At 68.9% G+C, this 12,811-nt stretch carries 14 protein-coding genes; 10 read left to right on the top strand and 4 right to left on the bottom strand.

Translation table 11 applies throughout. The features are described 5' to 3' along the window. Positions 1–101: 101 nt before the first annotated feature. Positions 102–767, top strand: a complete 666-nt coding sequence (locus G6N19_RS15070; protein WP_013829963.1) for a GtrA family protein — start codon at positions 102–104, stop codon at positions 765–767. Here G6N19_RS15070 and G6N19_RS15065 read toward each other — a convergent pair. Together G6N19_RS15065 and G6N19_RS15060 are read right to left on the bottom strand one after the other, a co-directional pair. Continuing rightward, positions 731–1,240 (bottom strand): PH domain-containing protein, encoded by a 510-nt coding sequence (locus G6N19_RS15065; protein WP_013829964.1) that lies wholly within the window; start codon positions 1,238–1,240, stop codon positions 731–733. The two genes, G6N19_RS15070 and G6N19_RS15065, sit on opposite strands and share 37 nt — an antisense overlap. Positions 1,241–1,248: 8 nt before the next feature. Further along, positions 1,249–2,118, bottom strand: a complete 870-nt coding sequence (locus tag G6N19_RS15060) for a biotin--[acetyl-CoA-carboxylase] ligase (protein WP_013829965.1) — start codon at positions 2,116–2,118, stop codon at positions 1,249–1,251. A gap of 156 nt (positions 2,119–2,274) precedes the next feature. Between G6N19_RS15060 and G6N19_RS15055 the strand changes: the two genes are divergently transcribed. After that, positions 2,275–3,180: an alpha/beta hydrolase gene (locus tag G6N19_RS15055; RefSeq protein ID WP_013829966.1), complete on the top strand. Its 906-nt coding sequence runs from the start codon at positions 2,275–2,277 to the stop codon at positions 3,178–3,180. A 36-nt stretch (positions 3,181–3,216) separates the two neighbouring features. On the opposite strand, the gene ligD is transcribed toward G6N19_RS15055, so the two are convergent. Continuing rightward, entirely contained in the window at positions 3,217–4,122 is a 906-nt protein-coding gene (gene ligD / locus G6N19_RS15050) for a non-homologous end-joining DNA ligase (protein WP_193465226.1), read from the bottom strand. Between the two features lie 149 nt (positions 4,123–4,271). Here ligD and G6N19_RS15045 point away from each other — a divergent pair, with 149 nt between their 5' ends. From G6N19_RS15045 to G6N19_RS15010, 8 genes are all read left to right on the top strand, one after another. After that, positions 4,272–5,921, top strand: a complete 1,650-nt coding sequence (locus G6N19_RS15045) for an acyl-CoA carboxylase subunit beta (protein ID WP_193465225.1) — start codon at positions 4,272–4,274, stop codon at positions 5,919–5,921. Beyond that, on the top strand, positions 5,918–6,172 hold the full coding sequence (locus G6N19_RS15040) for an acyl-CoA carboxylase subunit epsilon (RefSeq protein ID WP_193465224.1): 255 nt from the start codon (positions 5,918–5,920) through the stop codon (positions 6,170–6,172). Before G6N19_RS15045 ends, G6N19_RS15040 begins: the two co-directional genes overlap by 4 nt. Further along, on the top strand, positions 6,169–6,816 hold the full coding sequence (locus G6N19_RS15035) for a Maf family protein (RefSeq protein WP_041318474.1): 648 nt from the start codon (positions 6,169–6,171) through the stop codon (positions 6,814–6,816). The genes G6N19_RS15040 and G6N19_RS15035 overlap by 4 nt, the downstream gene beginning before the upstream one ends. Positions 6,817–6,886: 70 nt before the next feature. Continuing rightward, a complete protein-coding gene (locus G6N19_RS15030; protein ID WP_041318477.1) occupies positions 6,887–7,726 on the top strand; it encodes a hypothetical protein in 840 nt (279 codons plus the stop codon). Between the two features lie 88 nt (positions 7,727–7,814). Beyond that, positions 7,815–8,705, top strand: coding sequence for a sulfurtransferase (locus G6N19_RS15025; RefSeq protein ID WP_013829972.1), 891 nt, complete (start codon positions 7,815–7,817; stop codon positions 8,703–8,705). Then, positions 8,705–9,121 (top strand): SufE family protein, encoded by a 417-nt coding sequence (locus G6N19_RS15020; RefSeq protein WP_013829973.1) that lies wholly within the window; start codon positions 8,705–8,707, stop codon positions 9,119–9,121. The genes G6N19_RS15025 and G6N19_RS15020 overlap by 1 nt, the downstream gene beginning before the upstream one ends. Positions 9,122–9,213: 92 nt before the next feature. Continuing rightward, a complete protein-coding gene (locus tag G6N19_RS15015; RefSeq protein ID WP_013829974.1) occupies positions 9,214–11,013 on the top strand; it encodes an acetyl/propionyl/methylcrotonyl-CoA carboxylase subunit alpha in 1,800 nt (599 codons plus the stop codon). A gap of 101 nt (positions 11,014–11,114) precedes the next feature. Further along, a complete protein-coding gene (locus G6N19_RS15010; protein WP_013829975.1) occupies positions 11,115–11,519 on the top strand; it encodes a GNAT family N-acetyltransferase in 405 nt (134 codons plus the stop codon). A 233-nt stretch (positions 11,520–11,752) separates the two neighbouring features. Here G6N19_RS15010 and G6N19_RS15005 read toward each other — a convergent pair whose 3' ends face one another. After that, positions 11,753–12,739, bottom strand: coding sequence for a TIGR03557 family F420-dependent LLM class oxidoreductase (locus tag G6N19_RS15005; protein ID WP_013829976.1), 987 nt, complete (start codon positions 12,737–12,739; stop codon positions 11,753–11,755). Between the last annotated feature and the right edge of the window lie 72 nt (positions 12,740–12,811).

Below are 12,811 nucleotides of genomic sequence, written 5' to 3'. Positions count from 1 at the left end.
TGGAGGGCACTGGCACGGGCAATATCGTGTCACGCCGCCCCGGCTACGGCGTTATCCAGTCATTAGGCATCGATCCGGCAAAGTCCGTACACTGGCAACTTGTGTCTTTTACCGACGCCACGATCGCCCGGTTGCCGCGGGTGATCCGGCCGCTGGCCGAGCGCCACCACGAGTTGATCAAGTTCGCCATTGTCGGCGCGACCACCTTCATCATCGACTCGGCGCTGTTCTACACCCTCAAGCTGACCATCCTGGAACCCAAGCCGGTCACGGCCAAGGTCATCTCGGGCATCGTCGCGGTGATCGCGTCCTACATCCTCAACCGTGAGTGGAGCTTCAAGGACCGGGGTGGCCGGGAGCGCCACCACGAGGCACTGCTGTTCTTCGGGGTCAGCGGCGTTGGCGTGCTGTTGTCGATGGCGCCATTGTGGTTCTCCAGCTACGTCCTGCAGCTGCGGGCCCCGATGGTGTCGCTGACCATGGAGAACATCGCCGACTTCATCTCGGCCTACATCATCGGCAACCTGCTGCAGATGGCGTTCCGGTTCTGGGCGTTCCGCCGCTGGGTCTTCCCCGACGAGTTCGGGCGCACCCCGGACTCGGCGTTGAGCGCCTCCATCGAGGACGGCGCGCTCGTCGAGGCTCTCGAGGACACCCTGGAAGAGACCGCCGAGTCCTCACCCGACGGCCACGCCGGGGTGGTGACCCTGTTCCGGCGCCCGGCCCGGCATCAGCCCGCAGCGGACGGGTTGTCGAAGACTTCGTGATAGAGCAGCGCGTGCACCTGTTCCACGCGCGGGATGTCGTAGAACTCCAGCGGTTCTTGTGACGCCGACTCGATGATCAGCGTCCCGGTGCGCAGCATCCGGTCGATGAGCCCGTGGACGAATTCCACGCTGTTGATCCGCGCCAGCGCGATGTCGATGCCGCTGCGGGTCAGCAAGCCGTGCCGATACATCACGCGCCGGTCGGTGACCACGAAATGCGTGGTCAGCCAGCTCAGGAACGGCCAGAGCGCCAGCCAGCCGACCACCACCAGCCAGATCGCCCAGATCACCGCGAAGACCACGTTCTTGGCGTTGGGATCCCAGGCCCGCGGGTTGACGAACCCGGATGCGAAGCCGGCGCAGGCGGTGGCCAGCAGCAGCGCCAGCACCGGACCGAGCAGGCGTTTGACGTGCGGGTGCCGGTGCAGCACCACCTGTTCGTCTTCGGCCAGCACGCTTTCGGGATAACCCACGGCCGGCCCTAGTCGCACCGATTCGGCGATCCCTGCTTCGGCTCTCCTCCGTCGAGCCTCGCAGAACCGCCGGTGGGCCGCAGCCGGGTGACGTCGCCGGCCGACACGGTGACCGTTTCACTCCCGGTGTCGATGACCAGTCGGCCGGTGTCGTCGATGGACTGGGCGAGGCCCTCGACCCGCTGGCCGCCGGGCATCTCCGCGCGCACCCGGGCGCCCAGCGTGCAGCTGTACCCGCGGTAGTCCGCCGTCAGCGCCTCGTCGGCCCCGCCGGCCGCACGCCAGGCCACGATCCGGCCCGCCAGGTTCCGAAGAATCTTCTCCGCCCAGAGGTTTCGGTCGATCACCGAGGCGCCCAGCATGACCAATGAGACCGCCCGCGGATCCGGCACCTGCTGCGCGGTCATGGTGACGTTCAGGCCGAGTCCGACCACGACGAGCTGTTTGGGGGCAGCCACCTCAGCGAGGATCCCGGCCAGTTTGCCCTGGTTGTCTGCGCCCACGATCACGTCGTTGGGCCACTTCAGACCGACCTGCAGGCCCGAGACCTCGGTGAGTGCGTCGGCCACCGCGACGCCGGTCGCCAGTGTCAGCCAGCCCCAGCCCGATGTCGGCACCATGTCGGCGGCCACCCCCACCGACAGGGCCAACTGGCTGCTCGCCGGCGCCACCCAATCCCGGCCGTGCCGTCCGCGTCCGGCCGTCTGGTGTTCGGCCAGCAGCACCGCGCCGTCGACGTCCTCACCGGCCGCCGAGCGAGCCAACAGGTCGGCGTTGGTGGACCCGGTCTCGGCGACCACGTCCAGTGCACGCCACGGCCGACCGGGCCCGGTGAGCCCGTCACGCAGAACGGTTGCGTCGAGCGGCGAAACATTCATTTCGCCAGCTTAGAGCCGGCGTCCCCGCGGCGCCGGTTGAAACGCCCGACCGCAGGGTACCCGGCCCCTCAGAGGCACTTAGAGGGGGTGATCGGAGTGGTCACCGGGGGGTTGAAGCTACGAATTCACCGTCGTCACAGCGCACAATCGGTTGCGGTGTCGCTGGCGAGCAGGCTCGTCGTCAAGAATGTGGTGCGCGCATGGGCGATTCGGCCCGACATGCCTTGGCCGTTCGCCTCGGTCGACCGGTTCGCCGGCTGGGTGCCCTACCGGCCGGCCGTGACGGTCGAACGGCTTCGCCTGGGTTCCTGTGTCGCCGAACGTGTTCAGGCCAAGGAGACATCGGCGCAGCGGGCGATCCTCTACCTGCACGGCGGTGCCTTCCTGACCTGCGGACTCAACACCCACCGCGCGCTGGTGGCCCGGCTGTCGCAGGCGGCGGAGGCAGCCGTTCTCAACATTGATTACCGAATGTTGCCCTCGCACGGGATAACCGACGCGATCGAGGATGGCTTGAACGGCTTGCGATGGCTGTTCCGGCGCGGCTACGACCCGGAACGAATCGTGGTCGCCGGCGACTCGGCCGGCGGCTATCTGGCCTTTATGACCGCCCTGGCCGCCGTACAATCCGATCTGCCGAAACCTGCTGGTATCGCGGTGGTTTCACCGTTCACCGACGCCGATCCGACCGCGAAGATGCGGCATCGCAACGCGAACCGGTGCGCGATGTTCCCGTGCGGGGCGCTGCCGGCGTTCACCCGCTGTCTCCGCCGCGCGCACGTCGTGTCGCCGGTGGATGCCGACTTGTCGGCACTGCCACCGGTCACCATCCACGCCAGCTCCGACGAGCTGCTGCTGCCCGATGCCGAGGTCATGGCAGAGCGGCTGGGGAGCGCCGGCGTCCCGTGCGATCTGCACCTGTGGGACGGCCAGATTCACGATTTCCCGCTGGCCGCCGATGTGCTACCGGAGGGCCGGCGGGCGATCCGTTACATCGGCGACTTCGTCAAGCGGGTCACCGACGTCTCCGAACCGCCCGAATCCGGTACGGCCGCAGCCTGACGCCGGCTGCTTTCTGCTACCCGGTCCTGCCTTCCGCTACGCGCCGAGCTTGGCCAGTCGATCCCGGAGCGGGGCCAGCGCGCACGCCTGCCGGTACATGTCGGCCCAGGGATCGCCGCGTTCGCACATCCGCTTGGGCACGTCACGCAGGGTCCATCCGTCCGGGCGGATACCGGGTATGTCGAGCTCGTCCCACTCCAGCGGGAGTGCGACCGGCGCACCGGCGCGAGCCCGTACCGCGTACGGCGCAACACCGGTCTGGCCGTAGGCGTTTCGCATCACGTCCACATACACCCTGCCGCCGCGGCCGGCCTTGCGGATCTCGCGGGTGCGATACAGCGGATCGTCGTCGACCACGAGGCCGGCAATGGTGCTGGCGAACTCACGGGCAGTGTCGAAATCTGCGTCCCCGCGCAGCGGTGCCACGATGTGCAGGCCGCGCGAACCCGTCGTCTGCACGTAGGCCGTCATCCCCAGTTCCTGCACGACGTCGGCGACCGACCGGGCGGTCGCCCGGACCACCGCGAAGTCGTCGTCGGCGGGATCCAGGTCGAAGATCAGCCGATCGGGCGTATCCAGGTGCGGACGCCGGGACGACCAGGAATGCAGCGTGATGCAGTCCTGATTGGCCGCCCACACCAGCGCCTCCTCCCGCGTCACCACCGGATGCACCACGGTTCCCTCGCCGGACTTCCGGGCGACCTCGACCCGGTCCATCCAGTCCGGCAGTGCGGCGGCGAAGTTCTGCTGAATGAACCCCTCCTCGTCGATACCGCCGGGAAACCGGGTCAGCGTGAGCGGGCGGCCGTCCAGGTGCGGCACCATCACCGGCGCGAGTTCGGCGTAGTAGTCGATGAGATCGCCCTTGGTGATCGCCTCGTGGGTGTCGGACGCCGGGAAGAGCACCCGGTCGGGATGAGTGATCGAGACGTTGGGCTTCATAGCGGCCGCGTACCCGTTGACACCGAACCGGTAAACCGGCACCCGAGGGCCGCCCCGGACCGGGAACTCCGCATCGCGGCGCGGGCACCGACGTGGTGTTACCGGGTCCGCGCGGCTGATCCGATAGCTCGCGATTAAGATCATTTCTTATGACCGTTACTGAGCACTCCGGGGAGTCCGCTGTAGAAGCCCAGGGCGAGCACGTCGTCGACATCCACACCACCGCAGGCAAGCTTGCCGACCTCAAGCGTCGCGCCGAGGAGACGCTGCACCCGGTCGGTGAGGCCGCGGTGGAGAAGGTGCACGCCAAGGGTAAGCTGACCGCTCGCGAGCGCATCCTGGCCCTGCTCGACGAGGGGTCTTTCATCGAGCTCGACGCGCTGGCCAAGCACCGCAGCACCAACTTCGGCCTGGCCGGGAAGCGCCCGCTCGGTGACGGTGTGGTCACCGGCTACGGCACCATCGACGGCCGCGAAGTGTGCATCTTCAGCCAGGACGCCACCGTGTTCGGCGGCAGCCTCGGTGAGGTCTACGGCGAGAAGATCGTCAAGGTCCAGGAGCTGGCCATGAAGACCGGCCGGCCGCTGATCGGGATCAACGACGGCGCCGGCGCCCGCATCCAGGAGGGCGTGGTCTCGCTGGGCCTGTACAGCAAGATCTTCCACAACAACATCCTGGCCTCAGGGGTGATCCCGCAGATCTCGCTGATCATGGGAGCGGCTGCCGGTGGCCACGTGTACTCCCCCGCCCTGACCGACTTCATCGTGATGGTCGACCAGACCAGCCAGATGTTCATCACCGGGCCCGATGTGATCAAGACCGTCACCGGCGAGGACGTCACCCAGGAGGAGCTGGGCGGCGCCCACACCCACATGGGCAAATCCGGCACCGCGCACTACGTCGCCTCCGGGGAACAGGACGCCTTCGAGTATGTGCGCGACCTGCTCAGTTACCTGCCGCCGAACAACTACGCCGACCCGCCGCGCTTCGCGGTGCCGGTCGCCGAAGGCGCGATCGAGGACAACCTCACCGACGAGGACCTCGAGCTGGACACGCTGATCCCGGACTCGCCGAATCAGCCGTATGACATGCACGAGGTGATCACCCGGATCCTCGACGACGACGAGTTCCTCGAGGTGCAGGCCGGTTACGCCGGCAACATCGTGGTCGGGTTCGGCCGCATCGAGGGCCGCAGCGTCGGCATCGTGGCCAACCAGCCCACCCAGTTCGCCGGCTGTCTGGACATCTACGCCTCGGAGAAGGCTGCCCGCTTCATCCGGACCTGCGACTGCTTCAACATCCCGATCGTCATGCTGGTGGATGTGCCCGGCTTCCTGCCCGGCACCGAGCAGGAATACAACGGCATCATCCGCCGCGGCGCCAAGCTCCTGTACGCCTACGGTGAGGCCACCGTCGCCAAGATCACCGTCATCACCCGCAAGGCCTACGGCGGCGCGTACTGCGTGATGGGATCCAAGGAGATGGGTGCCGACGTCAACGTGGCCTGGCCGACCGCCCAGATCGCGGTCATGGGCGCCTCCGGCGCGGTCGGGTTCGTCTACCGCCAGCAGCTCTCCGAGGCCGCCCGCAACGGCGAGGACGTGGACGCGCTGCGGCTGAACCTGCAGCAGGAGTACGAGGACACCCTGGTGAACCCGTACGTGGCCGCCGAGCGCGGCTACGTCGACGCGGTGATCCCGCCATCGCACACCCGCGGCTACATCGCGACGTCGCTGCGGCTGCTGGAACGCAAGATCGTCCAGCCGCTGCCCAAGAAGCACGGGAACATCCCCCTGTGAGCGACGAGGCGAGCACACCGGCCGAAGAGACTCCGGCGACCAACGAGCCGCACATCACGGTGCTGCGGGGCAACCCCACCGACGAAGAGGTCGCAGCCCTGGTCGCGGTGCTGGGCAGTGCCGGCGGCGGTCCGGTCGAAACCGGCCCGCAGGACCGCAACATGTGGGGTCACCCCGTCGACAAGCTGCGGTATCCGCTGTTCAGCTGGCAGCGGGTGACGCTGCTGGAGCGCACGCACCTGCGCCGGTGACGAGGGTCGTCCTCGGTTCCGCGTCCTCGGGCCGGCTGGCGGTGCTGCGCGGTGCCGGGATCGAGCCACTGGTGGTGGTCTCCGGCGTCGACGAGGACGCGGTCATCGCCGGGCTGGACCCGCACGCCGCGCCGGCCCAGGTGGTGGCCGCACTGGCGGCAGCCAAGGCCGACGCGGTGGCCGCGGACCTCGACGCCGACGTGACGGGCGATTGCATCGTGGTGGGCTGCGATTCGATGCTGGACGTCGAGGGTCGCCTCTGCGGAAAGCCGGATTCGGCTGATGCCGCTCGCGCCCAGTGGAATTCGATGGGCGGGCGCACCGGGCTGCTGCACACCGGCCACTGCTTGCTACGACTGCGCGACGGTGCGGTCATCCATCGCGAAGCCGAAGTCGGCTCCACCGCAGTGCATTTCGCGAAGCCAGCCGCGGCGGACCTGGATACCTACGTGGCCAGCGGAGAGCCGTTGGGAGTCGCCGGCGCCTTCACGATCGACGGCCGCGGCGGCTGGTTCATCGATCGGATCGAGGGCGACCCGTCCAACGTGGTCGGGCTGAGCCTGCCGCTGCTGCGTCGACTGCTGGCCGCGGCGGGCATCTCGATCGCCGCGCTGTGGGCGGCCAACTCGGCTCGCCGAGTGTGAACACCGGGCGGGATTCGCGGCACGGGTTCACACTCGGCGCATTGTCAGTGCTGTTCGGCAAACTCTCGTCATGGACGAGCCCTTTCTCGGCAGTGAGGCCCTCACGACGAGGCGGCTGACGCGGCATGCACTCCGCCGCGACCACCGCGCCGTGTATCCCGGTGTTTACCTGCCCGCAGGCCGACCCCTCACGGCGGTGAACCGTGCGCAGGCCGCCTGGCTGTGGTCGCGCAGACACGGTGTGCCGGCCGGACAGTCCGCGGCGGCGCTGCACGGCGCGAAATGGATCGACGCCGGTTCCCCAGCCGAGCTGCACCACGTCAATCGCCGTCCGCCACCGGGCATTCGGACGTGGGCTGACGAACTCGCCGAAGACGAGGTCGAGGTGGTCCGCGGCATACCGGTAACGACGCCCCTGCGCACCGCCTTCGACCTCGCGTCGCGCTACCGATTGGAGCCCGCCGTCGCAGCAATCGACGCGCTGGCCCGGTCGACCAGGTTGAAGGTGCCCGATATCGAACTGTTCGCCCAGCGCTATCCGGGGCATCGGGGCATCCGGAAAGCCCGTCGGGCCATCGACCTGGTCGATCCGGGAGCCGAGTCGCCAAGGGAAACCTGGTTGCGGCTGCTGCTGATCAGAGCCGGTTTCCCCCGGCCTACCACTCAGATTCCGGTCTACGGCGACTACGGCGAGCTGATCGCGGTTCTCGACATGGGCTGGGAGGAGATCAAAGTCGGCGTCGACTACGAGGGCGACCATCACCGACTCAGCGCCAGGCAATTCGGCCACGACATCCGCCGCGCCGAGGCGGTGGCCAAACGGGGCTGGATCGATGTGCGCATCACCAAGGACGACACCATCGGCGGCATCATCGGGCGGGTGGCCGACGCGCGAGCTCACCGAGTGTGAACACCGGGCGGGATTCGGAGGGGATCCTCGCCAACAGTTCACACTCGGCGCGCGGGCCGCACCCGAGGCACGCGGTAGGCTCAATCACGTGCCAGTGCCTGCCGACCCCAGCCCCGCCCTGCAGTCCTACGCCCACCCGGAGCGGTTGGTGACCGCCGACTGGCTCGCGGGAAATCTCGGTAAACCCGGTCTCGTCGTGGTGGAGTCCGACGAGGACGTGCTGCTCTACGATGTCGGCCACATTCCCGGCGCGGTGAAGATCGACTGGGTCACCGACCTCAACGACGCGCCGGTCCGCGACTACATCTCCGGCGAGCAGTTCGCCGACCTGATGAACCGCAAGGGCATCTCCCGCGACGACACCGTGGTGATCTACGGCGACAAGTCCAACTGGTGGGCGGCTTACGCGCTGTGGGTGTTCACGCTGTTCGGCCACGAGGACGTGCGGCTGCTCGACGGCGGGCGCGACCTGTGGGTGTCCTCGGGCCGGGAGACCACCCTGGAGGTGCCGAGCAAGACCACGACGGGCTACCCCGTCGTCGAGCGCAACGACGCCCCGATCCGGGCGTACAAGGAAGACGTGCTGGAGATCATCGGCCGGGTGCCCCTGATCGACGTCCGCTCGCCGCAGGAGTACACCGGCGAGCGCACCCACATGCCGGACTACCCGGAGGAGGGTGTGCTGCGCGGCGGCCACATCCCCACCGCGGTCTCCATCCCGTGGAGCAAGGCGGCCGACGACGCCGGCCGGTTCCGCAAACGCGAGGAGTTGGAACAGCTCTACGGCTTCCTGAAGCCGGGTGACAATCCGGTGGCTTACTGCCGCATCGGGGAGCGTTCCAGCCACACCTGGTTCGTGCTGACCCATCTGCTCGGCATGGAGGGCGTGCGCAACTACGACGGCTCCTGGACCGAGTGGGGCAACACCGTGCGGGTGCCCATCGTGGACGGTGAAGCACCGGGAGCCGTGCCGGCCTGATGAGCCTGCCGGAGGGATTGGCGCAGGTGGTGTCCGACTTCGCCGAAGTCGAAGGTCAGGACAAACTCAAGCTGCTGCTGGAGTTCTCCGACGAACTCCCCGACCTGCCCGACGACCTGGTCGAGTCCGCCATGGAGCCGGTGCCGGAGTGCCAGTCGCCGTTGTTCCTGCATGTCGACGCCGCCGACCGGCAGCGGGTGCGGTTGTATTTCAGCGCTCCCCCGGAGGCGCCCACCACGCGCGGGTTCGCGTCGATCTGGGCCGCGGGCCTCGACGGCCAGCCGGCCGACGTCATCCTGGCGGTGCCGGAGGATTTCGCCTCGAGTCTGGGGCTGGCGGCGCTGATCAGCCCGTTGCGGCTGCGTGGGATGTCGGCGATGCTGACCCGGATCAAGCGGCGGTTACGGGCCGCGTAAGGGGCACCCGAAACAGGTTCGGCGGTCGCGCCTTACACTGCTGTGAACTACATTCTTAAAGACATTTCTTAAACATGCCATCAGGAGGGCCAGTGGCGAACCATGCCAGCTCGAAGATCTCCAAGGTGCTCGTCGCCAACCGGGGGGAGATCGCAGTCCGGGTGATCCGCGCGGCGCGCGACGCCGGATTGCCCAGCGTGGCCGTGTACGCCGAGCCCGATGCCGACGCACCGCACGTGCGGCTCGCCGACGAGGCATTCGCCCTGGGCGGGCAGACCTCGGCGGAGTCGTATCTGGTCTTCGAGAAGATCCTGGACGCCGCGGCGCAGTCGGGTGCCAACGCGATCCACCCCGGCTACGGCTTCCTTTCGGAGAACGCCGATTTCGCGCAGGCCGTGCTCGACGCCGGGCTGATCTGGATCGGGCCGAGCCCGCAGTCGATCCGCGACCTCGGCGACAAGGTCACCGCGCGGCACATCGCCGCCCGCGCCAAGGCGCCGCTGGTGCCCGGTACCCCGGACCCGGTCAAGGACGCCGACGAGGTGGTGGCCTTCGCCGAGGAGTACGGCGTGCCGGTCGCGATCAAGGCCGCGTTCGGCGGCGGCGGCCGCGGCATGAAGGTGGCCCGCACCATCGAGGAGATCCCGGAGCTGTTCGAGTCGGCCACCCGCGAGGCGATCGCCGCGTTCGGCCGGGGCGAGTGCTTCGTGGAGCGCTACCTCGACAAGCCCCGCCACGTCGAGGCCCAGGTCATCGCCGACCAGCACGGCAACGTCGTCGTCGCGGGCACCCGGGACTGCTCGCTGCAGCGCCGCTTCCAGAAGCTGGTCGAGGAGGCGCCGGCGCCGTTCCTGACCGACGCGCAGCGCAAGGAGATCCACGAGTCCGCCAAGCGGATCTGCAAGGAGGCCGGCTACTACGGCGCCGGCACGGTGGAGTACCTGGTCGGCCAGGACGGACTGATCAGCTTCCTGGAGGTCAACACCCGCCTGCAGGTGGAGCACCCGGTCACCGAGGAGACCTCCGGCATCGACCTGGTGCGCGAGCAGTTCCGCATCGCCAACGGCGAGCAGCTCGACATCACCGAAGACCCCGAGCCGCGTGGTCACTCCATCGAGTTCCGCATCAACGGTGAGGACGCCGGTCGCGGCTTCCTGCCCGCCCCCGGCCCGGTCACCCGCTTCGACCCGCCGACCGGTCCCGGCATCCGGATGGACTCCGGTGTGGAGACCGGCTCAGTGATCGGCGGCCAGTTCGACTCGATGCTGGCCAAGCTGATCGTCACCGGCGCGACCCGTACCGAGGCGCTGGAGCGCGCCCGGCGCGCCCTGGACGAGTTCCACGTCGAGGGGCTGGCCACGGTCATCCCGTTCGACCGCGTGGTGGTGCGCGACCCGGCGTTCGTCGGCGACGAGAACGGCTTTTCAGTGCACACCCGCTGGATCGAGACCGAGTTCGAGAACACCATCGAGCCCTTCACCGGCGGCGAGCCCCTCGACGAAGAGGACGCGCAGCCGCGGCAGAAAGTGGTCGTGGAGGTCGGCGGCCGGCGTCTGGAGGTGTCGCTGCCCGGTGACCTGGCCCTCGGTGGCGGCGGTGGCGGTGGCGGTGCCGCCGGAGTCATCCGCAAGAAGCCCAAGGCCCGCAAGCGCGGTGCGCACGGCGGGGCGGCGGCTTCCGGTGACGCGGTCACCGCGCCCATGCAGGGCACCGTGGTGAAGGTGGCCGTCGAGGAGGGCCAAGAGGTCGCCGCCGGTGACCTGGTCGTCGTCCTGGAGGCGATGAAGATGGAGAACCCGGTGACGGCGCACAAGGACGGTGTGGTCACCGGCCTGGCCGCCGAGGCCGGCGCGGCCATCACCCAGGGCACGGTGCTCTGCGAGATCAAGTAACCCAGCGCTATCCGCCAGGGTGCGTGTCCCCGGCCGACACGCCGGTGAACTAACCGGGTTTGCGCACGCTCGCGGTGGAGGCGACCGGGCGGAGGTGACCGATGGAGCCCGTCGAGATCAACGCCGGCCCGTGGTATCTACGGATGCCACGGGCCGATGATCGCGTCGATGACCGTCCGACACTGGCCGACCTCGGGGAGTCCGACCGGGACTACGTCGCCAAGGCGGAGTCCGGCTGGGCCGACGACACCCGCTACCTGTGGGCGGTCTGCGAGCCGACCACCGGCGAATTGTTGGCCGAGGTCACGCTGAACCCGGCCTCGGGTGACATCGCCACCCGCAGCCGGCCGGGCCACCAGGAGGCGGCACTGACCGGAGCCCAGGCGGTGTCCCGGTTCGCCGCAGGCGCGCTAGGTCTGACGCCGGTGATTACCGGCCCCGGTTGCCCGGATGGCGCGGTTTCGCCCGACCCATATCCAGGCCACGCCTCCGACCGCCAGCGCTAGGGCCGCGATCCCGAATCCCAGCGACCAGCCGGCGTGATGCTGCACGGCGGCGCTCATGAAGCCGACCAGCGCCAGCACCGCCATCAGCAGCATGGCCAGGCCCGGCGCCTCACGGCGATCCTTGAACATCATTCCGGCCCGCGGCCGCGTGGTACGGGCCTCATCGATCGGGTACTCGGTCTCGTCCATGGCTCTCTGGTACCCGCCGCGGCCGCACCCGAAACCGGGACCGCTCAGGCCGCGGCGTCGCGCAGCGCCGCCAGCAGCGGTTCCGCGGCCTCCTTGAGGAAGGCATCCTGGGTCTCCCCGCCGATCTGGATGAGCGCGATGTCGGTGAACCCGGCATCGCGGTAGGCGCCCACCGCCTCGACGATCGGATCCAGGTCCGGGCCGCACGGGATGGCGTCGGCGACGTCCTGCGGTGTGACGAACCGGGTGGCGGCGGCGAACGCGGCCGGTGTGGGCAACTCGGAATTGACCAGCCAGCCGCCGCCGAACCAGCGGAACTGCCGGTGGGCGCGCTGCACCGCGGCGTCGCGGTCGGGGCCCCAGCACACCGGTAGCTGCCCGATGACCCGGCCGTCACCCAGCCCTGATGCCCGACGTGCGGTGTGCCAGGCGCTGACCAGGTCTGCGTCGGGCTGTACCGCGATCAGGTCGTCGGCGGCGGTGGCGAATCTGTCGACGCCCTTGTCCCCGGAGACCGCGACGGCCAGCGCGACGGGAATCTCCGGCAGGTCCCACAGCCGCGCCCGGTCGACCTGGAAGTGGTCACCGTGCAGGTTGACCGTCTCCCCCATCAACAGCTCGCGGATGATCTTGATCGCCTCACCGAGCATGGCCTGTCTGCGCCCGACGTTCGGCCAGCCGGCGCCGGTGACGATGTGCTCGTTGAGGTTCTCCCCGCTGCCCAGCCCGAGCGTGAACCGGCCGTCGGCCAGGATCTGCACGGTGGCGGCCTGTTGGGCCACCACCGCCGGGTGGTAGCGCATCGTCGGGCAGGTCACATACGAGCACAGGCCGACCTGTTCGGTGGCCTGCGCGACCGCCCCCAACACCGCCCAGGCATTCGGGGCGTGGCCCTGCGACGCCAGCCAGGGCGAGAAGTGGTCGCTGCACACCTCGAAGTCGAAGCCTCGTTCTTCGGCGGAGACGGCGTAACGGACAAGATCCTTGGGATCGCTCTGCTCGGTCATCAGGGTGTAGCCGAACCGTGTCATGGTGCTCGGGTACCCACCGGCTCATCGCCGAAACGGGGCGGATGGTCGCGGCGTCGTTTGGCCCCGGCCGTG

Origin of the sequence: Mycobacterium novum, assembly GCF_010726505.1 — a bacterium.
Classification (GTDB): Bacteria; Actinomycetota; Actinomycetes; order Mycobacteriales; family Mycobacteriaceae; genus Mycobacterium; species Mycobacterium algericum.
This window is presented reverse-complemented; position numbering and strand designations above follow the sequence as displayed.

Coding starts and splice junctions, on each gene's coding strand:
- G6N19_RS15060 (WP_013829965.1), bottom strand. CDS start 2,118: ATGAATGTTTCGCCGCTCGACGCAACCGTTCTGCGTGACGGGCTCACC.
- ligD (WP_193465226.1), bottom strand. CDS start 4,122: ATGAAGCCCAACGTCTCGATCACTCATCCCGACCGGGTGCTCTTCCCG.
- G6N19_RS15045 (WP_193465225.1), top strand. CDS start 4,272: ATGACCGTTACTGAGCACTCCGGGGAGTCCGCTGTAGAAGCCCAGGGC.
- G6N19_RS15030 (WP_041318477.1), top strand. CDS start 6,887: ATGGACGAGCCCTTTCTCGGCAGTGAGGCCCTCACGACGAGGCGGCTG.
- G6N19_RS15020 (WP_013829973.1), top strand. CDS start 8,705: ATGAGCCTGCCGGAGGGATTGGCGCAGGTGGTGTCCGACTTCGCCGAA.
- G6N19_RS15010 (WP_013829975.1), top strand. CDS start 11,115: ATGGAGCCCGTCGAGATCAACGCCGGCCCGTGGTATCTACGGATGCCA.
- G6N19_RS15005 (WP_013829976.1), bottom strand. CDS start 12,739: ATGACACGGTTCGGCTACACCCTGATGACCGAGCAGAGCGATCCCAAG.